10 protein-coding genes and 1 tRNA gene are annotated in these 21,367 nt (G+C 66.5%); 3 read left to right on the top strand and 8 right to left on the bottom strand.

The window, feature by feature from the left end; translation table 11 throughout:
• Window positions 1-28: 28 nt before the first annotated feature.
• The 8 genes from QZ814_RS06675 to QZ814_RS06710 all read right to left on the bottom strand — a co-directional run bounded on the left by QZ814_RS06675 (window position 29) and on the right by QZ814_RS06710 (window position 18,615).
• Window positions 29-775, bottom strand: coding sequence for a hypothetical protein (locus QZ814_RS06675; RefSeq protein ID WP_294330365.1), 747 nt, complete (start codon window positions 773-775; stop codon window positions 29-31).
• Window positions 772-1,494: a hypothetical protein gene (locus QZ814_RS06680; protein ID WP_294330366.1), complete on the bottom strand. Its 723-nt coding sequence runs from the start codon at window positions 1,492-1,494 to the stop codon at window positions 772-774. Before QZ814_RS06680 ends, QZ814_RS06675 begins: the two co-directional genes overlap by 4 nt.
• A 74-nt stretch (window positions 1,495-1,568) precedes the next feature.
• A complete protein-coding gene (locus tag QZ814_RS06685; RefSeq protein WP_294330367.1) occupies window positions 1,569-2,279 on the bottom strand; it encodes a hypothetical protein in 711 nt (236 codons plus the stop codon).
• A 100-nt stretch (window positions 2,280-2,379) separates the two neighbouring features.
• A complete protein-coding gene (locus tag QZ814_RS06690; protein ID WP_294330368.1) occupies window positions 2,380-12,732 on the bottom strand; it encodes a hypothetical protein in 10,353 nt (3,450 codons plus the stop codon).
• Window positions 12,733-13,264: 532 nt separating this feature from the next.
• Window positions 13,265-13,341 (bottom strand) — tRNA-Trp (locus QZ814_RS06695).
• A 373-nt stretch (window positions 13,342-13,714) separates the two neighbouring features.
• On the bottom strand, window positions 13,715-14,263 hold the full coding sequence (locus QZ814_RS06700; RefSeq protein ID WP_294330369.1) for an FxDxF family PEP-CTERM protein: 549 nt from the start codon (window positions 14,261-14,263) through the stop codon (window positions 13,715-13,717).
• Between the two features lie 120 nt (window positions 14,264-14,383).
• The gene (locus tag QZ814_RS06705; protein ID WP_294330370.1) at window positions 14,384-16,747 is read right to left on the bottom strand and encodes a GGDEF and EAL domain-containing protein; all 2,364 of its coding nucleotides are present in this window, start codon (window positions 16,745-16,747) and stop codon (window positions 14,384-14,386) included.
• A 140-nt stretch (window positions 16,748-16,887) separates the two neighbouring features.
• Entirely contained in the window at window positions 16,888-18,615 is a 1,728-nt protein-coding gene (locus QZ814_RS06710) for a fatty acyl-AMP ligase (protein WP_294330371.1), read from the bottom strand.
• Between the two features lie 160 nt (window positions 18,616-18,775).
• Here QZ814_RS06710 and QZ814_RS06715 point away from each other — a divergent pair, with 160 nt between their 5' ends.
• The 3 genes from QZ814_RS06715 (at window position 18,776) to QZ814_RS06725 (ending at window position 21,303) form a co-directional block, all read left to right on the top strand.
• Entirely contained in the window at window positions 18,776-19,318 is a 543-nt protein-coding gene (locus QZ814_RS06715) for a regulatory protein RecX (protein ID WP_294330372.1), read from the top strand.
• A gap of 66 nt (window positions 19,319-19,384) precedes the next feature.
• Entirely contained in the window at window positions 19,385-19,969 is a 585-nt protein-coding gene (locus tag QZ814_RS06720) for a cold shock protein (RefSeq protein ID WP_294330373.1), read from the top strand.
• 182 nt (window positions 19,970-20,151) lie between these two features.
• Window positions 20,152-21,303, top strand: coding sequence for an aspartyl protease family protein (locus tag QZ814_RS06725; protein WP_294330374.1), 1,152 nt, complete (start codon window positions 20,152-20,154; stop codon window positions 21,301-21,303).
• The last annotated feature ends 64 nt before the right edge of the window (window positions 21,304-21,367 follow it).

Here is a 21,367-nt window from a genome sequence, read left to right on the forward strand (position 1 = left end):
GACGCACGGCGCCTGCTCCTATCCCGCCCTAGAGTTGCCGCAGGATGATCTGAACGGGCGTTGCATTCATCGACGACAGGTTCGCGGCGAATACCACCGCGCTGTTCCAGTTGAGCGTCATCACATAGCTGTTGCTGGCTGTCGTGGCGTAATAGCCTTCCGGCGGGGCCGTCCCGGTTCCCGGGCCGGTGTCGCGGGAATAGTTCACGGCGATGACATAGCCGTTATTGCCCTGCGTATCGGGTGGTCCGCCGATGATTCCGACGATGCTCGTGGTCGAGCTGTTCGACGTGATGACCAGCTGCATGTAACTCGGCGAGGCCGAGCCGATCGCCGTCTGCCCATAGCCGAGCTGCTGGCCGTCCCCGCCCATCGGCAGCGGCAGCGGCGACGTACCGGGGATTCCCGGTCCGATCGCCTGGATCTGGATGGGGGTATCCTGGTTGGGACTGATGTTGGTAACGCTAAGGTTGTTGCTGTGCCAGTTGTTCATCCAGACATAAGGCTGGTTCTGCAGCGCTGGGACCTGCCTGAAACTGGGCGGGCCCCCACCCGAGGTGATCGCGATGGAGCCGGCGTTGTTCTGCTTGCTCATGTTCCAATAGGCGAAGATCACGGTGCCGTTGGGCGTCTGCGGCATGGCGGCGTTCTGGTTTTCCAGAAGGATCAGCGGCGCGCCGGTCCAGACGGGGTCTACCGTCAACCGGTCGATGATCGCGTAGGGCAATAGCTGCGGCATCACCGAGGCCCAGGCCAGCGCGACCGATGCGCTCACAGGCAATTCAGTGTCACCTGCGCGCCCGATGCGGTCACCGGCGACATGTTGACCACGTAGAGCTGCTGCCCGGCCCAGTTGAACTGGAACGTGAAGCTGTTGTCGACGGTGGTCGCATAATAGCCCGGAGGCGGGGTGACGCCGGTGTCGGGCCCGGTGTTTTGGGCGGCATTGACGGCAATGACGAAGCCGTTGTTGCCGCTGCCGTCCGCGGGGCCGCCGACGATCGCGAAGACGCACAGGCTGGCGCTCGTCGCGCTCATTTTGAGGCGCATATACTGGGGCAGGGTCGCGGCGATTCCGCTCTGGCTGGTCGCAAGCACCAAGGGGGTCCCATTGGTCGGGAGCGGTTTCGAACTCTGTCCGGGCATGCCGGGGCCGAAAAGCCCGACCCAGATGGGTGTCGCAGCGTTCGCGCTGACGTTCGTGATGTTGAGGTTGTCCGCGTGCCAGTTGCAGACCAGAATGCTCGGCTGGGCCGCGAGCGCGGGGGCGTTGCAAGGCGCTGGCTGGCTGCCGCCGGATGTCAGCATCAGGGCACCGTTGTTGTTCGCCGTGGCCTGGTTCATCCAGCCCAGGATCGTCGTTCCGTTCGGGGTCTGCGGGATGCCGACCGACTGGTCCACGGCGAGCGTGGTGCCGCTGCCGTCCCAGACCCTATCGGTGAAGACGCGATCGATGATCTGGAAGTTCGCCGGTTGTTTGCGGAGATAGCGCATCCTGTCGCCCCTTTGGTTGCCGCAGGGCGGAACATGCCGCCCCCGACGGTGCAGCATGTCCCGCGCAGGCGCGGTTACAGTGTCCGCAGTGTCGCTGCGACCGCCTGGGCGGTCGAAGGCGACAAATTGGCGACGAAGATCAGCGAACTACCCCAGTTGAACTGGTACGTGTAGGTGTTCGACGTCGTCGTCGCATAGTAACCGGGAGGTGGTGTCATGCCCGTTCCCGGACCCGTATTCGACGGTGCGTTGACCTGAATAGCATAGGCGTTGTTGCCCGAGGCGTCCTGCGGGCCGCCGATCACGCCGATCACGCCGAGCGTCGCCCCGGTTACCTGGAGGACCAGCTGCATCCATTGCGGCGATGCATTCGCCTGCGCGCATTGCCCCGGCGCCATCTGCGTCGGCATGCCGGCGTTCAGCGTGAGGGGCTGAATGCCCGGCATGCCCGGGCCCACCGCCTGCACCAGGATCGGCGTGATGTTGTTGATGCTGGTGTTGGTGACGCCGAGATTGTTGGCCTGCCAGTTGTTGATCAGGATGGTCGGCGAATTGCTCAATGCCGGCACGCCCAGCGTTGTCGGGGCACCGCCGCCCGACGTGAGAACGAGCTGGCCGGCGTTGTTTTGCGTCGCCTGGTTCGTGGCGGCGAAAATCGTCGTTCCGTTCGGCGTCTGCGGGATGGTGACGCTCTGGTTGACGAGCAGTTGCAACGGGCCGCCATTCCAGTTTGTGTTCACGGCCTTCGTGTCCAGGACCGCACCTTCATGATCGCTCATGTTCATCTCCTACGTGGTTTGCTTGAGGATGGACGTATTGCCGGTCCGCCAGCGGTTCTTGCGACCGCCTCGTGCGGCCAGATCGGCCCGAGCCTTGGATTGCCGGTCATGGCGTGACATCCGCCATCGAGAGTTGCAGCGTCCGGAGCCGCAAGACCGGCAAGTTGGAGCCGCTGAGTTCGGCGAACAGCGTCAGATCGAAGACGAGCCGCGCCCCGGGCTGCGCCGCGGGGCCGAACACCAGCCCATTTGCGGACGTCCATGCCGTGATCGACTCCGCAAAGTGCGCGGCGAACCCACCCAGTTGCGCAGGATCGCTGCCGTCGATCAGGAACGAAGGCGCCAATACCACCGGAACGAGCGGTGCGACCGGGTTGGCCGAGCTGACGCCCGCCGCGCTGGCCACCGCATATTGGAAGCTGCACGCAATCTTCATGCGCCTTGTCGCTGCGGCGCCCAGCCCGGCAGATCGGCGGGCGTCGCCCAGCACGGCGCCCGATACCTCGTTCGCCAGCAGGTCGGACAGGATCGTATAGACATACTGGCACAGGCTCTGCGTGCCGGCCGGTGTCGTTTGGGTGCATGCGCTGCAGGTGCCGGCGCTCGGCAACTGCGCCACGTTGATCGGCACGGCATAGTCGACGAACGGCGTGATCGGCTGCGTCGCACTGACCACCGGCGTCATGTAGACGAACGCGGTCTTGGCGGACCATGGCTTTCCGCCTGCTTCCATGGTGAGCAGGTTTCGTTCGACCTGCACCGAGGCGAGCGCATTCTCGGCAGCGAGGACGTTGAGACCCTGGACGCCGATCTGGTGCACGATCCAGTCGTCCGCCAGCGGCGGTTGCGGCGTGTAGGTGTCGATGACCGACTGGGCGGTGCGTTGCTGCGTCTGGTCCGGATAGGGTGCCAGGCTGGTCGGGTCCAGCGCTTCGATCGACACCGTGGCGCCTGCGAAGCTCGATTCCGCGTCGGTCCAGGAAATCGTCACGGTGCGGTTGCTGCCGCCGCCGATCGCGACATCTTCGACACCATAGGAATCGGTGATCCGCAGCAAGTCGCCGGTGCGACCCAGCAGGGCGGGATCGGGCGTCCAGGTCGTGTTGTGGACGACCGCATCCACCAGATCGGCGAAGCACTGGACCGCACCGACCCAAGAGGGGTTTTCCGGCATCGGCAGCACCGACTGGAGCAGCGCATAGGCTGCCCGGAAGCGGGCGAGCGACTCGAACAGCGTGTATCGGACCACGGCGCCGTCCGGCCCGGATTTCACGGCCGCGGCCGCGCCGTTGGTGACGGACAGGTCGCTATTGTAGGTGATCGCGGTGACGATCTGGTCGTGCGGGGTCAACTGCGCCTGATAGGCATAGGCGAGGGTCCAGGCGGCGGCGGCGACCAGCGGATTCGTCGCCCCGGCCTGGCCGGATCCGCCGCCGGCCTGCGCGGCCTGCCGGATCAATGTCGGCGGTATCGGGTATTCGCGCAGCACCAGCGGAATGACGGTCGACATGTTCGCCGGCCCGATATGCGGGGGCGTTGCGGTGTCGATCAGTTGCAGCCAGATCGAGGGCCGTGCCTCGCCCGGTGGCGTCGCGCTGGCCGGTTCGAGGAAATGCTGAAGGTGCGTCACCTCGTACACCAGGTCGAGCGAAACGCTCGCGGCGTGGCGGACGTCGTCGAGGCCGAACAGGAAGGTCAGCGTGCTGGCGCCGCTCGATACGATCGGCACATGGGGGGCGCTGATCGTACAGCCTTTGGGGAGCGGTCCGCCGGCGATCGGACGAACGGTGCCGAACAGCTCGTACATGCCGTCCACCGCCGCAGGCGGCGCATTCGTCCAGGAAACGCCATATTGGACGATCGTGTCGGTGGTATAGGCGGTCGCGAGCGCTGCCCGCATCTGCTCGCCAAAGGCGTCCCGCGCGATCCACAGCTGTTCGACCGGGCCGGTGAACGGCGCGTTCGGATCGAACAGCCAGTCGATCTCCTTGCTCGCATACAGCTCGGCGAGCCGGCTGCGGCCGTTGGCGATCGTGGTGTAGGCGGCGGGCGCCTTCTCGAACATGGCAGCGGCGAGCGCGGGGGTGAGCATCAGGTCTACGGCCGCGAAGAACCCGCTATTGTACGCGTCCAGGTCCACGTCGGTGAACAACTGGCTGGCAGGCAGGGCCGGCAGGCCCTCCGGCATCGTCGGCAACGGCACGACCGCGCTGTTGAGCGTGTTGTCGAGCGGCATCGGCGATGCGTAATAGGGGCCTGCCTGGGGGCCGGTTCCGACCGAGATGTCGAGCAGCACCTTTTGCACCGCCCATAGCGACTGCGCCGTCGACTGCCCGGAACCACCGCTGTCGGCCGGCACGCCCATGTCGCGCAGGCGGCTGGCCTGACGGGTTCGTTTGGACGTGTTGATGGACTCGTGCGCGCCGCCCAGGCCGACGGCAAGCGCCAGCGCCGGAAACGCCTGGACGAACTGGCTGGCGAAAGCATTGATGCTGACCGAGGTGCCGTCCGCTTGCGACCCGCCCACCGTGGCTGCGATGGTCGTGCTGGCGCGCTGGGCGGAGGGGAAGGTGATGACGCCCGCGTCATCCTTGAGCAGCGGCGAGATCAGCGCGGGATCGCGCGCGATCGACAGCAGCACGAACATCTCGAAGGTCGGCGGGATCGTGCCCGGTCCCTGCACCGCCACGGTGAGCGGGACCCGATCGGCGGGGAAGCTGCCGGTCGGATTCTGCAGCCATGCGACGATCGCTTCGACCAGCGACACGACGGCGGCGGTCTGGCTCGTGTCGAGCGCCACTTCCGCCATGCTGCCATCGGCCTGGAGCGCCAGGTTGGCCTCGATCGTGAAGCCGATCCCGGGCCCGGTGATCTGGTCCAGGATCGTCGTCCAGCTTTGCAGCGCCGATGCGCGCTGGTCCGCCGATAGCCCGGCGAACGCCGCCGCGCTCAGCTGGAGATAAACCGTCAGATGGCTCGCCTGCGGGCCGCTCGACGTGTTGAAGTCATAGGTCGAGACCAGGCCCTGCCACTGGTCGAGCGGCACGATCGGATCGAAATAGCCGTTGATCGCGGCGAACGACTGGGCGCCCGGCAGTTGGTTGCCGAACGCGTCGTTCTGGAAGAAGTCGATACGGACGGGCGCCCCGATGCTCGCATAGCGATTGGGAATGGGCTGCAGCGGCTGATTGTCGACCGCCAGGGCATAGAGCGGCACATAGGCGCGGTAGGACCGCGTGCCGTCCGAGCGGTCGGTCAGGCCGTCGGCCGCACTGCTCGCCGGATCCGGGCGCTGCGGCTGGAGCGGCGCCGAGAAATTGCTTTGAACGAAGCCGCTCGTCCCCTCCACCCGATAGGTGACGAGGCTGTACAGCGCATTGAGCTGGGCGGTGCCGCTGCCGGCGGTTGCCAGGATCGCGTGGAGGTCGGCCTCGTCCTCGATTCCCGATCCGACAAGGGCGCGGACCAGGTCCGATCGCCGGTAGCGCTGCCGGTGATCCATCGCCGTCAACGCGGCCAGCTTGGCGGACGGCGCCACCAGCATCGCCGCATCATCGCGGGTCAGCAGCACGCCGATGCTTCCGGCCGCGACCGTGGCATGCTGCGTGTTCAATGCCGCATCCGTCGTTTCCGCATAATAGATCAGCGACGGATCGGCGTTCTCCAGCGTGATCGCGTTGTAGAAGGGGCGGATGCTGGCAGGAGAGGCCTTGGTGTTGCCCGTGCCGTCCGATGGATAGGTGAGAAGGATCGTGAGCGGGGCGGGGCCGGCCGAGAACAGCGTCGGCGGCAGGCTGTCGCCGCTGCTGTCACGGTAGCGCAGATAATAGCCCGTGGCGTTGGTCACCACTGCCTGCTGGACAATCTTCAGGAACGGTTCGGCTTCGTTGATATGAGCGCCGACCGGCGCCGAGGGCGGCGGCGCGCCGTACGCCATCGCAACCCTCGTCGGTGGCGCCGAAACCGTGGTGCTGTTGGTCCGCAGCACGAAGACGTCCGTCGGGTCGAGTGCGTTGGAGGTCAATCCGCTCGCGCCTGCCGCGGTCTGGTAGAGGATCTGGATGGTGGGGCGCAGTCCCTCGGTCGTGATCGCCGCGATGATCTGTTCGAGCAGTTGCTCGTCCTGCTCGCTCGCGCCGTTCAGCTGGAACACGTCGGGCAGGATCTTGCCGTCCGTGCCCACTGCCTGTGCGACGGTAAGGCTGATCTGGGTGGCCCAGGCAAAGCTGCCGGGCGGCAGGGTGGTCCCGCCGGGAAGATAGGGGGCACCCCCGGTCCGCGATTCCACCAGCATGTTGATCGCCGTGCCCTGCTGCGTCTGCAGCGTCTGGAGGCTCGACGGAAAGGGCCGCAGGCTGGTGGCGGTGCCCGAAGGCTGGGTCCAGACGATGGCGTTGTTGAACGCGAAGGATTGGGGCGCCACATCGGTGAACGGCAATTGCACCGGCGCGGATGGCGCGATGATCGCGTTCCGCTCGATCCCCTGGAGGGGCAGCAGCCAGTCGCTGGTCAGCTTCCAGTCGGCCGTGACCGAAAGCCAGGCCTGGCCGCTGCCGGCGGGATTGCTGAGCGCGATCGAATATTGTCCGCCGCTCGCGACGTCGCCCACCGGAAACTCCTGCCACAGCAAGGCATAGAGCGGGTTGGCAACGGCATTCGCCGGGCCGTCGGGCACGGTCAGTCCCGCCGTATAGGGCAGCTGCGTGCCCCCCCGGAACGCGCTCGACATCTGCCCGGCGAGCGACGCGAACAGGCCGGCCTGCACGCTTTCGACCACCAGCTTGTCGATCGTCGCGTTCGTCATCTGGCCGTTCTGCATCGTCTCCAGCAACTGGTGGACGCCGCCGCGGATCAGGCCGGTGAGATAGTCGCAGAAGATTTCCTGGACGAGCGGCGTGGCCGCATCCTCGGCCTGCGCTGCCGAGAGCCTCGCGGCGCCGTCGCCGCCGCTCTGGTTGACGAACAGCTGATTGAAATAGGCATCCAGCCAAGCGATGTAGTCCGCGGAAACGATGTTCTTGCTCGCGAACACATAGTCCAGATCGGCAGCTGCGCCGTTCACCTGCCGGCCGGTCGTCTGGAGGCCGACGAAGGGGAACATCGGGAAGGTAGCCGCGCTCACCGTCGTGCCTGCGGGCTCGCTGGGGACGATCAGCGTCGCGGCGGTGAACACCGCGAGCTGTTCCAGCAGCAGCGCATAATCGATGCCCGCCAGCAGGACGTCGGGATTCTCGTCCAGGCCGGACAGCGTCGCATAGTCGATGGCATAGTCCCAGCCGCCCTTGCCGGTGGCCTGGCCGATGGCCCAAGTGACGAGCTGCGTCGTCAGCTTCTCGAAGGGAAGGAAGTCGGCATAGGTCGTGCCTCTCTTGGGCGCGGGATCGAACTGAAGCGCGAGCGACGTCACCACCCAGGGCACGCCGGTTTTGACGCTGTCGGCAAACACGGCGGTTCCCTCCGGGGTGAACCAGATCGGAAGCGCCGTGGAGAAGACGGGGATCAGCGGCAGCGTCGAAATGCCGGTGGTCGTCAGCATCGCCAACCTGCCGGCCCGCAGCGAACGGTGATGCGCGAGCCGGGCGGCATTCTGGCTCGGGCCGGCGAGCTGCCAGTCGAAGCGGAACGATGCGTCGAAGCTGAAACTGATCGTGATCGAGAAGAAACCGAGACCGATTTCCACCGACACGCTCACGGAGACGCTCGCGTCGAGATAGAGCAGGATCGAACCATCATTGCCCGCGGCCGGCTCATATTTGAGGACGATGCCGATGCTCGCCTGCAGCCGGACGTTGACGCTCGCCTTGATGATGACGAAGTCGATCGCGCCGTACAGCTCGCCGATGACGCCGAACTGCCCCGACAACGCAAGCGCGTCGGGCTTCTTGAAGATCTCGTCCGAAGCGGCGACGTGATAGCCGGCCGCGCCCTGGATGATGCCGAAGAACGTGACGCTGACCCCGGCCTTCAGCGGCCCGGCGGTGAAATCCTTGCCCACGCCCAGCCGCGCGGCGAAGCCGAAGGCGAGGATGCTCGCATAGTCGGCCTGAAACACATCGGTCGTCGCCGAGCTCAGGCTGGCGAGATAAAACCCGCCCGATCCCGTGACCGGGACGGGTCCCGCCATCGCCTCGACCCGGAACGACTTGCTCCAATCGTCGCCCTTGGGAAAGCCGACATCGAGCTTCCAGTTGCCGTTGGTGTAGACGCTGACTCCGATCGAGGGCAGCGTCAGCGATGCCGCGCCGACCTCATAGGTGCGCAGGCTGTCCGGCAGGCTGAATTCGGCATAGAACAGCCCGATGCTGTCGCTGATCTTGGTATAGGTGATCTCGAAGTTGAACAGCTTCTCGACATTGAGCGTAAGGCTGTAGAACGGGGTGGTGTCGTAGAAGACGAAGCCGACCTCGATCAGGTCGAGCAGCTTGAAATTGGTCAGCGCGAGCCATTGTCCTTCGCGCTGATAGACCTTGTCATATTCCCGAGTCTCGATCGCGTCCCAGAAGTCCGTGGTCATGAACGTCATGAAATCGGCGAACGTCGTCGGCGTGTCGTCCTTGCTCGGCCCGACCCGCTGACCGATGCCCAGATAGACCAGATCGAAGACCGAGCTTTCCTCCTCTTCGTCCGTCGCACGCAGCGGCGGCAGCAGCACGGCACCGGTCGTGGAGGTGGAAGCGGCGCTGGGTGCCGGTGCATCGGGCGTGAGGACCGTGCGCGACGGCGGTGCGGATGCGGAGCCGGGCCCCGCTGCTGGCGCGGTGCCGCGGTCATGGGCCGCGATCAGCGTCGCGTCCGCCGGGCTGTCGGCGGCGGCGAACAACGGCGCGTTGAACGGCGTGCTGCCCTGCGGCGGCGCGGGCGCGGGATCGGCGTGCAGCGCTGCTGCCGGTGCCCGCAGCGCGGGCGAGGCCTCGGGGGAGGGCGGGGCGATGTTGTTGTAGGCGGCGATCCAGCCGATGCGCGCCGCATCGTCCATCGGTGCGAAGAGCGCGACGTCGATCTGCGCCTCGCCCGGCGGCAGCCGCACCCCCATGACCGTCAGCGAACTTTTGTGCAGCGCGAGGACGAGGAAGGGTTCCCCCGTGGCAGGCTTTTCGTAGCGCAGGACGAACTGCTCGATCAGCAGGTCCAGCACGCCCTCGATCTTGATCTGCAGCTTGCCGTCCGCCTGCGGAATCTGGACGCCAAACGCGATCCCGCCCTTCTGCGAGCGGTTGTCGACGCCCCAGCCGACCAGGAAGCCGAACTTGAACGCTTCCAGCGACCCGACCAGCCCACCCAATCCGCCCAGGTCGAGATCGAAGGCGAGCCCATAGGTGAACGTACTGACAAGGCTGAGGTCACTGCCGAGCGGCACCTCGGACAGCGAGAAATAGCCGAGGTCCTCCACCGTCTGCTTGTCGGGATACTGGTTGTAGAGGAACGAGCTCAGCTTGAACGGCAACAGGCGCAGCATGCTGGTGCTGCCTTCCCGTGGCTCGGTCGCGGCCAGGTCGAGGCGCAGATTGCCGGGATCGAAGGTGAGATGGGTATTGGCGGTGGTGGGGGCGCCCGTCGCCGGCACGGTCAGATCGAAGCTGACGCCGATGCCCAGATCGTTGAAGACCAGTTCCTTGAACGCGAAGATGTCCAGAAAGTCGAATTTCTTGAACACCATGCTGCCCGAGATGCCGAAGGACGCCTGGATCTTGGACGTCTCGCTGCCTTGTTGTTCGGTCTCCTGCAGGAACGAAAACTGCACCTTGTTCAGCGTTATCGTGTCCAGATACGGATTGGTGCCGAACGTGTAGTTGAACGGGGCCTCGGACACGAACGAATAGACGCCTTCCCCCGCGCTGTCGGCATCGCCGCTGGTCGAGTGCGCCTGGTACGATCCCGTGATCACGATGACATTGTCGTCGTCCGCTGCCGCACCCGCGTTTGCGGAACGCGCGGGCTCGCCGGTGACATCGGTGCCGAACAGGTTGTTGATCGTCAGGTTGACCTGGCAGGAGAAGCTGTCCAGCGCGGAGTTGGTGAACAAGGCGCGCAGATACTCGACTTCGAAATTGTAGAGCACGTCGAAACCGGCTGCCGCGAGCCGCGCCTCGGTCGACGGGACCGGCTTCTCGTAATCGACGAGCCCGAAGAACGAGCTTTGCGACAGGGTGGGCGCCTGCTGCCCAGGATCCGTATCGCTGATCGACACGCCGACATGATGGACCCGGAACGCATCGATGTTGCTGACGGGTTTGCCGTCCGCGCCCGGATAGGTCATCCCGCCGGTGACCGCCTTGATCGCCGTCGGCAGGTTGCTGAGCTGCATGTTGGCGTTGAGCGCGAGCAGCCCGCTCCAGGTAGGATCGGTGACGATCTGGTAGAAATTATAGTAGATCGAGGCGGTGCCGTCCTCGGCCACCGCCGCCGCGGCCGCTTCGATCTGGTTGGCGATATAGGTCTGCGCCTGCGCGGCGGTGAAGCTGCTGCCGTTGAACGTGTCCGGCTGCGACCAGAGGCTGGTATCCTCGACGAGGTCCTGCACCGATTGGCCGGGATAGAATTTCAGGATCAGGATCGGCGGCGTGCCGTCGCTGGCGGCGGTGCCCTCGGGGGACAGGCTGAACGGCCAGCCAGCGATATTGACCTGCTGATCCGTGCCGGAAAAGCCGAACAGGGCGTTTTCGGGCGCGTCGGGATCGGTCAGCGTGCTGATGACCAGGAAGATCTGGTTCTGCTGCAGTGCCGCGCGGATCTGGTCGGCCATCTGCGTGAACTGGAGGTAGATCGACGAGTCCCCGTCGAGCGAGGGGCTGATCGCGATCCGCGTCGTTTCCCACAGCTGGTCGGCGCCCGTACCGCTCAACCCAGCGAGCAACGCTTGCGGCGTCATCGCATAGGTAAGGTCGTCCTGCGCCGCGAAGCTCATCGCGACGCCGGCCGCGCGACGGCTGGCCGAGGCGGTCGCCCCGGCGCGCGCGAACAGGTTCCGCCGCGTCGGATTGAGCGCCGTTGCCTCCATTGCCAGGAAAGGCGCGGCTTCGGTGGCGGTGGCGAAGGACAGGCCGGCAAAGGGTACGAGCGGCACCAAGGGGCTGCTCTGGATCGCCGCCCCCGAGAGGCGTTCGGCATGGACCGCGCTCCAGCTTTGCAGCGGCAGGAAATCGAGCAGCGGCACATCGAACGCGGCGCCGACCCCACCCGCGCGGCTGCCGGACGATACGGGCTGCTGATACAGCGGCGAATCCTGTGGCTGCGAAACATAGCCGCCGGCGTGCGTCTGCAATTGCACCCAGGCGGTGGTCACCTGACCGCCGGCCGACTCCAGAAACTGCGGCTGGGCGCCCCGCACCGCGGACGGCGCGGCGGCCTGAAAGGCCGGATTGCCGGGGCTGAAGACGAGCGTGTCGGCTCCCTCGGGCGCGACGCTGACGCTCAGGAACTCGGTACCCGCCGTGCCGCACAGCATCGACGTGGATGCAGCGGAATCGCCGTCGTCCAGTCCCAGGGTGAAGGCGCCTGCCAGCGTCAGATAATAGGTGCTCGTGTCGCTGGTCGCATGGACGGGGCGATTGGCGAACACGAGCCGCGCTGCCGTCGCCACCTGCGCCCGCCCGGATGGGGTCAGCGTGATCGCCTTGCCGTTCGCGGTGGAGAAATAGCTGCCCAGCAGCGGATCGTCGCACCGCAGATAGGAGCGCGTGGCGTCCAGGGGGGCCAAGACGTCGAGCCAGGCGGAAAAGCGCAACGCCGTCGCGGTTCCCCCCGGCGCGCGCAGGACCGGAAAGCGGAACGCGCCGAGCATCCCCGCTGCGCCGGCGTCGAAATACATCAGCCCCGCCTCGAACGCGGCCAGATCGTCCGTCGACAGCGCGAAGCTCGCGTTGACGCTGCCGCCGTTCGGATCGTCCCCGCCATTCATCGACAGCGCCAGCGTCGGGCTCGTCGAGGGGAAGGTCTGCGGCGCGCCGCCTGGCGGTTGCGCGGTCAAGGCGACCGTCGTGGCATTCTGACCCGTGAAGAGAAACTGACCGAGCGCATCGTCGAAGCGGATGATGCACGGGGAAAAGGCGCTCGCGTTGACGGTCAAGGTTATGTTGGTGGCGAACGCGAAACTGAACGCCTGCTGCGGCGAAGGGGGCTGGGTCCCCTGGTTGTTGACGAAGATGAGCGTTGTTGCCGAAACGCGTGTGGACGTGCCGCTGACCGTCTCCGTCACCCAGGCGAACTGCGCTCCCTTGTTCGCCCCGAACAGGGCGCGCACCTGGCTGGCAAAGCTCGCCCAGTCTCGCTTCGCCGAAGGCGGGAAGAAGAAGAACAATCCTTGCTGCGTCGGGTCGGTCCAACTCTGCTGGTTCAGTTCGAACCCTGGATCAGCGCGCGCTGCATCCTGAAAAAGGAAGCCGATCCGAGCCTGTGAGACGTCACCGATATCCGCGGTCGGCAAATACAGCGCGTTATTATATAGGGTAAAGCCCACCATGTTTCTGGTCCGCCCTTCGCTTGCTTCGAGGAATTACCCCAAAACGTGACGTACGTACGGTATGAAGGCGACCATTGTTGTGTTCAGTGCGGCAATATGTCTAAGAATCGCTTGTGATCGATTATAGTAATCGCAGATAATGGGCAATATGATACTTTCCACGGCTTTGTGGCGGAAGGTCAATTTTGAAGAGATGTGGTTCCATTTTCCTGCAATGTTCGTAGATTAGAGAATCGAGTGGTCGGTGTTTGATCATGATGCTGCGAGGGGGCAGTCTCAAGTATATCTGGTCTGGCGGCCGACTGCCAATAGGCACGTCGCTTGCTATGCGACCGAACGCCAGAGGCGCTCCACGACTCCATGGTCGCGCCAGCAGTCGCTGCGGTATCGGGGTGGGGACGGGCAACCGCCGGGAGAATGCCGGGGGGCGGTTCGAGAGCGTGCCCGCGCACTGCCTTCTCGGTCCGTGCCCATGCACGAAGCCGTTTTGGCGCCAGATTGTGTGGAGTCCTATCGTTCGCCGACAGGAAAGTGGCAGGGGAGCTCGGATTCGAACCGAGGGCCTTCGGTTTTGGAGACCGACGCTCTAACCAGCTGAGCTACACCCCTGTGCGGATGGCGCGTGTAGCGCGAGCCACGGGCGAGGGCAAGAGCGATCCGCTCTCGGCGCCGGGTATTTTGGTGATCGTCGGAAACGCGAGCATGGTTGTGGGATTCCTTCGGGCTCTCCCGCCGCCAGGCATGGCCTGATGACCGCCAACCAGGTCCGCCTGGCAGCTCGAGAGGCGCGGCGGCGAGCTCATCTGCGGCCTGGGCGCGAGCCGCGGTTTCGGGCGGCCGATCCGGCGAAGTACGGCCTCTCCGACTCGGACGGTTGGGGAGGGGAGCGAAGCTGCGCGATTGCGGCGATCGCCGGAACGACAAGCGCCGCCGCGGAACTCCGCAGCGGCGCCCTGGGTGCAATGGCCGAGTGTTTTTGGTTTCAGGCGTTCGCGTAGGTGACGCGGGTGCGGCGTGCACGACGCATCGCAACACCGGCGAGACCGAAGCCGCCGATCATCATGCCCCAGGCAGCCGGCTCCGGCACGCCCGACGGGGCGAACACGCCCTGGCCGGCATAGGAGCCGTTGCCGCGCGCGAAGCCGTTGATGACGATCTCGTTCTGGGCGCCCGCCACGATCGGCACGGAGTTGGCGAACACGAATTCGTTGACGCCGCTGCCGAAGAAGCCGGTCAGCGCCACGCCGTTAAAGGTGACCGACTTCAGATCGAGGTCGGTCGGGCCCTGGAAGGTCACCGCGCTGGTGATGATCGAACCGCTCGCCATGCCGCTCTGTGGCAGGGTGAACTGATAGATGTCGGTGAAGGTGCCGGCGGTGATGCCGGAGCGGCCGAAATTGGCCGAGATGGTGCCGTCGACGCCAAAAGCGAGATTCATGTCGGCCGGGCCGAAATAGTTTTGCGCCTGCGCGGGCGAAACGGCGACCAGCGCTGCGGCGCCAAGTGCCGCCGCCATAAGTGTACGATACATGCGGGGTGTCTCCCTTAACGGCAAGTGAACCATTGCAGTGCAGGCGAGACCGTCGAACGGTTCCAAAGTTCCAATGAAAAAAAGGGGTTATGTCTCAATCTGGGAACGGTGCGTCGGGAATCACGCGAGCGCGCGGCTCGTTTCGTTACCGTTTCGTGACGCAAGCGCGCGCACTTCGGCCACCGGCAACGGCCGGCCGAAGTAGAAGCCCTGCGCGCGGGTGCAGCCAAGCGCCTGGACCATCTGGTGCTCGACTTCGGTTTCCACGCCCTCGGCGGTGGTCGCCATGTTCAGGCTCTCGGCGAGCGCCACGACGGCGCGGATGATCGCGATCGCCTCGCGCGTGCCGCGGGCGGCGGACTGGACGAAGCCGCGGTCGATCTTGATCGAGCTGAACCGGGTATGGGTGAGGTAGCCGAGCGAGGAATAGCCGGTGCCGAAATCGTCGAGGCTCAGCCGCACCCCCAGATCGAGGATCTGTTCGAGGACGCGCACCGCCGCCGTGCCTTCGCGCAGGAACACGCTCTCCGTCACTTCCAGCTCGAGCCGATCGGGTGCCAGGCCGGACTCGGCGAGCGTCTCCGCGACGAGCGTGGCGAAGGCGGGATTGTGGAGCTGCTCGGGGCTGACGTTGATCGCGATGCGGGCGGGTTCTTCCCAATGCGCGGCCTCGTGGCAGGCGGTGCGCAGCACCCATTCGCCGATCGCGCCGATCAGCCGCGCCTCCTCGGCCAGCGGGATGAACTTGGACGGCGGGATCGCGCCGAATTCGGGGTGGGTCCAGCGCAGCAGCGCCTCGAAGCCGATCAGCCCGCCGCTGCGCGCGTTGACCACCGGCTGGTAGGCGAGCTGCATCTGCCCCTTGTCGACCGCGGCGCGCAGCGCGATCTCGAGCACGCGGCGTTCCTCGGCGGCGGCATGGAGTTCGGGCTCATAGGCGTGGAATACGCCGCCGCCCTTGTCCTTCGAGCGGTAGAGCGCGAGATCGGCCGAGCGGACCAGGGTTTCCGCCGTGCGGCCGTCGAGCGGGGCGATCGCCAGGCCCACCGACGCGCCGATATAGAGGGTGTGCTGGTCGAGCGCATAGGGTTGCGACACCGCATCGATGATGCCTTGGGCGAGCCGTTCGACGCGGCCGCTGTCGCGGGCGTCGCGCACCACCACGGCGAACTCGTCGCCGCCGAGCCGGCCGATCATCTCGTTCTCGCTCACCAGCTGGCGCAGCCGCTTGGCGACGTGCTGGAGCAGCCGGTCGCCGACCGGATGGCCGAGCGTGTCGTTCACCGCCTTGAAGCGATCCAGGTCGATCATCATGAAGGCGCAGCGGCCGCCCCATTTGTCCGATTCCGCCATCGCGGCGGCGAGCGCCTCGTTGATGTGCAGGCGGTTGGGCAGGCCGGTAAGCGCGTCGAACCGCGCCATGCGGTGGATCTGCTCGGTCGCGCGGCGCTGCTCGGTGATGTCCGAATTGACTCCGCGAAAGCCTGAAAAGGCGCCGCGCTCATCGAACTTCGGGCTGGCGGACATCTGCCACCAGCGCCACTCGCCGTCGATCTCGATCGGCACTGCCAGGTCCGCAAAGGGCTCGCGGCCCTTCAGCCGCTCGGCGAGTGCGTGGAACTCGGGGGTGAAGCGCCCGCTCTCCCAGGCCGGGCCGGCGAGCAGCTGGAGGAACGGCATGCCAGCGAGCGTGGCCGGATCCAGCCCGCGGGACGCGGCGAGCCGCGGGCTGGCCCGGACGACGCGGCGCTGGGCGTCGATCTCCCACAGCCAGTCGGAGCCGGTATCCTCGAATTCGCGGAGCAGCAGGCTCACCGTCTGGTCGCGTTCGGCCAGCGCGATCTGGTTGGCCCGCAGCAGCACCAGCGAGCGGGCGCGGTGATGCGCGCCGGTGCCGAGCAGCAGCGTCAGCAGCACCGCGGCGCCGGCCAGCAGCGGCGACCCTACCAGGATCAGGGTGAGCGTGCAGGTCAGGCCCAGAATGCCGATGAAGCTCAGGCTGGCCAGCGGCAGCACGCCGATCGTCATCGCGGTGGCGGTGAGCACCAGTGTCGTCGCGGCCCAAAGATCCAGGCTCGCCTTGGCGGTCGCAACCGATCCGAAGGCCAGCGGCAGGATCGACCAGGCGATCCCCATCGCGATTCCCTCGGGCGCGGTGTGGCGGATGTCGCGCAGCGTCGCGGTCAGCGCATGGCCGTCGCGCCAGCGCAGCCGCCGCAGCGCCGCCCAGCCGGCGGTGCCGAGCACCAGCGTCATCCAGCCGAACAGCAGCAGATGCGGAGCGAGCGGCGCCATCGCGAGCGCGGCAAGGGCGGCGCCGGCCGCATGCGCCGAAAACAGCAGCAGTGCAGATCGGCGCCCGGCATCGAGCTGCGCCGCGCGCATCCGCGCCCAGTCGATGCCGTCCTTGGGATCGCGCAGCGCCAGCAAGGCGCGAAGATCGACGCGCGGCTGGGTCAGCGACGTTGTCGTGGAACTGCTCACGTCGCGGGCATAGCCGCTATGAGGTTAGCGAGAGGTTAGGCTGATAGCGAAATGAACCTGAACAGGTTCATTTCCTCGCCGCTGTGGGAACAATGTCGCACCGGGCATCCGGCCGGGGGGCGCCCCGGCCGGGAACCGGTTCAGGCGGCGATCGCGTAGGGCTTGATCTCGCCGTTCAGATAGAGGTTGCGCGCCTTGGCGCGGCTGAGCTTGCCCGAGCTGGTGCGCGGCAGGGTGCGCGGCGGCACCAGCTCGACCACGCAGTTCATCCCGGTGACCGAACGGACGCGTTCGCGAATCTCCTCGCGCAGGCGCACGCGCTCCTGCTCGTCCGAGGTGCGGCACTGTACCAGCACCGCCGGCGTTTCCTCGCCGCCGGGCGTGGTGATCGCGAAGGCGGCGATGTCGCCCTGCTTGAAGCCGGGCAGCTGCTCCACCGCCCATTCGATGTCCTGCGGCCAGTGGTTCTTGCCGTTGACGATGATCATGTCCTTGGCGCGGCCGACGATGTAGATATAGCCTTCCGACATATAGCCCATGTCGCCGGTATCCAGCCAGCCATCGGCCATGCACGCCTCGGTGGCGGCCTCGTCGCGGAAATAGCCGACCATCACCGACGGGCCCTTGCACCAGACCTTGCCGATCGCCTTTTCGGGGAGCGGCGTGCCGTCTTCCTCGCGGATCTCGATCGTCATGTCGCGCACCGGCTTGCCGCAGTTGACGACCGCGCGGTAGCGCTGCGGGCGATCGGCGCGGGCGGTACCGCCGGAGAGCTGGGTCTCCTCGACCAGCTCGACGACGATGCCTTCGCCCGGCGGCATGATCGAAACCGCCAGCGTCGCCTCGGCCAGGCCGTAGCTCGGCAGGAAGGCGGTCGCCTTGAAGCCGGCATCGGCAAAGGCGTCGACGAAGCGCTGCATCACGTCCGGGCGGATCATGTCGGCGCCGTTGCCGGCAAGGCGCCAGCGGCGGAGGTCGAAGCGCTCGCTCGCCTTGGTCTGGCTCGACATGCGGCGCGCGCAGATGTCGTAGCCGAAGGTCGGCGAATAGGAGATGCTGGTGCCCGGATTGCGGCTGATCAGATCGAGCCAGGCGAGCGGACGCCGGGCGAAATCCTCGGTCTTCATGTAGTCGGTCGACACCTGGTTGGCGACCGGCGACAGGAAGCAGCCGACCAGCCCCATGTCATGGTACCAGGGCAGCCACGAGATGCAGCGATCCTTGGCCTCCAGCTCCATGCCGTGGCTGTGCGCGGCGAGGTTGTTGAGCAGCGCATGGTGGGTGATCGCCACGCCGTGCGGGAAGCGGGTGGAGCCGCTCGAATATTGCAGATAGGCGATGTCGTCCGACTTCGCCTGCGGCAGCACGGTCTCCGGCGCAGGGCGCTGCGAGAAGGCTGCCCAGTCGATCCCGTCGACGTCGGTCAGGCGCGCCGCCTCTGCGCACATTGCGCCGATTTCGGGCGGGTAGATCAGCAGCACCGGGTCGCAGCTTTCGAGCTGGACGCGCAGCTGGTCGATATAGGACTGCGCGCCGCCGAAGCTCGTCGGCAGCGGCAGCGGTACCGGCCAGGCACCGGCATAGATCACGCCGAAGAAGATCGCGGCGAACTCCGGCCCGGTCTCCGCGATCAGCGCGATGCGATCCTGCGGCTGGATACCGGCCGCGATCAGGCGGCGCGCCTGCTCCAGCGCGTCGGCACGCAGTTCGGCAAAGGGATAGGGCCGCGCGAGCTTGCCGCGCGCATCATGGAAGTTCAGGCCGCGCACACCCTGCGCTGCATAGTCCAGCGCAGCGCCCAGCGTTTCGAAATCAGCGAAACGGCGCGGGAGCGTATCTTCCGTGGGCGTGGGCGCAGGCGCTGCCATATCCACTGTTTCGAGCGATCCCGTTTCGTTCAATACCATTCTTTTTCTCGTGCCCCCGTGAGGTAGCAGGTCGTTGTGCCCCCACAACGCAGTTTTCCGCAGTGGCTCTGCTACGCAGTATCGTTCAAAATCGGTTGGCAGTGTGGCACAATCAAGGCGCATGCCCCAACCGTCCCGTCCCAAGCCACCGCTCGTCGCCGCCGATCTCGATCGGCTGGCGCTGCGTTATGTCGAGCGTTTCGCCACCACGCGCGCGCGCCTTGCCGCCTATCTCGTGCGCAAGCTGCGCGAGCGCGGCTGGGCGGGGGAGGGGCCGCCCGATCCCGAGGGCGTCGCCGAGCGGATGGCAGACCGCGGCTATGTCGACGATCGCGCCTTTGCCGAAATGCGGGTACGGTCGATGGCGCGGCGGGGCCTGGGGGCGCGGCGGGTGGCGATGGCGCTGCGCCACGACGGCATCGACGCGGAGGACAGTGCCGATCTCGAAGCGGCGATCGAAGCCGATGCGTTCGCCAGCGCGCTCGCCTTTGCTCGGCGCCGCCGATTCGGACCTTTCGCCGCGGTGCCCGCGGAACGCGAACTTCACAAAAAGCAAGTCGCTGCATTTTTACGGGCGGGGCATCCGCCTGAAATCGCGCTTAGAATATTGAGGATGGAGCCCGGAGAGGAAGGGGATGGCGCGCTCATTGCGGGACATTCCTGATCGCACAAAGCGATTCCCCTTTTGGGTAATGCTGTGTTAATGTTGCTGGCTTGGGGGATAACGATAATGCGTGCTGAGCAACAGCTGGCGTCTGAACACTATTCGATCGTATCGGAAGGGGAACTCCGGTTCGTGAGCGATGCCGACGTGGACGAGCGAGTATATCAGGGCGTCATCAAATGGTTCGATGTGACGCGTGGATTTGGCTTCATGGTCGCCGATGATCCTGCGATCGGCGATATCCTGATCCATTTCTCGGTTTTACAGGACCATGGCCGCCGGAGCCTGCCGGAGGGCGCGCGGATCGAATGCGTCGCCGTCCAGCGCCAGCGCGGCCTGCAGGCCAAGACGGTGGTCTCGATCGACCTGACCGAGGCCGTGGAGCCGGTGAAGCGCGCCCCCGAGCGGGGCGACCGCCAGAAGCTGATGGGCGAGGCAGGTCCGTTCGAATCGGCATCGGTCAAATGGTTCAACCGCCTGAAAGGCTATGGCTTTCTCGTCCGCGGCAGCAACGCGGCCGACATCTTCGTCCATATGGAGACGCTGCGTCGCGCCGGCATCGAGGAGGTCGAGCCCGGCCAGCCGCTGCGCGCCCGAATCGTCGAGGGCGAGAAGGGCCCGCTCGCCGTGGCGGTCGAGCGGCCGCTCTAAGCGGGCGGCGCCGGTTTAGGGGGTGGCAACGGATTCGCGGGCACGGGGCATAGCGTGGGGCCGCGGAATCAAGGGCTTGCCGGACCTCCTTGACAAAGCCAGCTGCCGGCGGTGCGGTGTCGTCGGCGCGGAAGGCGGCCGCCGTTCCTGGCGGCATGCGGCGCCCGTTGTGGAGGCCCGCCTTGACCCTGTCCCGTCGTACGCTGCTTGCTGCATCGCTCCTGGCGCCGCTCGCGGCCCGGGCCGCGTCCGGCGAGGACGGTCCGAACGTGCCGATCGAGGTGCCGGTCCAGCTGCGCGGCGCGCGGGTGACCGTCGCGCTGCGACTGGGCGGGCAGGGACCGTTCGATTTCATGATCGACACCGGCGCCTTTGCCGGGCTGATTAGGGAAGACCTTGCCCGATCGCTGCACCTCGCACAGACCGGGCAGACCCGGTTCAACGGCCGCACGCTGCCCGTTTACGATGCGGAGGACGTGATTTTCGGGGGCGTCTTCGCCCAGCGTCATATCACCTTTGCCGGCTTCGGCTCGGAGGGGCTGGGGAGGGGTATCAGCGGCACGCTCTCCTCCTCGCTGCTGACCATGATCGACAGCGATCTCGATTTCGACCGCGGGGTCTGGCGCTTCTATCCCAAGAGCCGCGGCGCGGCGCCGGCGGGGTTCACCGCGCTGGACTCGCGGATCGCGAAGCGCGGCATCGGCTCGGCCTTTCTGTTCGTCCACGGGACGCTGGGCGGCAGGCGCTATCGCTTCCTGCTCGATACCGGCGGGCCCGGGCATATCCAGCTCTATCGCGAGGCGGCGAAGGCCAGCGGCCTGTGGGCGCCCTCCACCCCCTTCGCGCCGGTGCGCACCGCGAGCACCAACGGGCCGGGCCGCGTCTCCCCGCTGGTCCGCGCCGACGTGCTGGACCTGGGCGGCGGGCTGCGCTTCGAGCGGCCGTTGGTCGTGCTCAACCAGACACCGGGCATGGGGTTTCCCGGCGTCGACGGCATTCTCGGGCTGGGCCTGCTCCGCCACCTGAACCTCGCGACCGAGGTGGCCGCGGGGCGGGTATGGGGCAAGATCAACGGGCTCGCGCCGGCGCGCGATCCCTACGGGCATGCCGGCCTGTGGTTCGATCCCGTGCCCCAGGGCGTCCGCGTCGCGATGATCGGCACGGGCAGTCCGGCGGCCGCCGCCGGGCTGCAGGTCGGCGACCTGCTGCCGGGCGTAGACCTGCCCGGCGCGCTGGCGATGCTGGCCCGCCCGGACGGCACGGCGGTGCCGCTGGCGATCGAGCGGCAGGGCAGCCGGCAGACCGTCACCCTGCTGCTCGCCGACTATCTTTGACCGCGCGTGATTGCACCGGGCGACATTCTCCGATATAAATATGATATCATACTTCGGAGACGCT

This window comes from uncultured Sphingomonas sp. (genome assembly GCF_913777625.1).
Taxonomy (GTDB): Bacteria; Pseudomonadota; Alphaproteobacteria; order Sphingomonadales; family Sphingomonadaceae; genus Sphingomonas.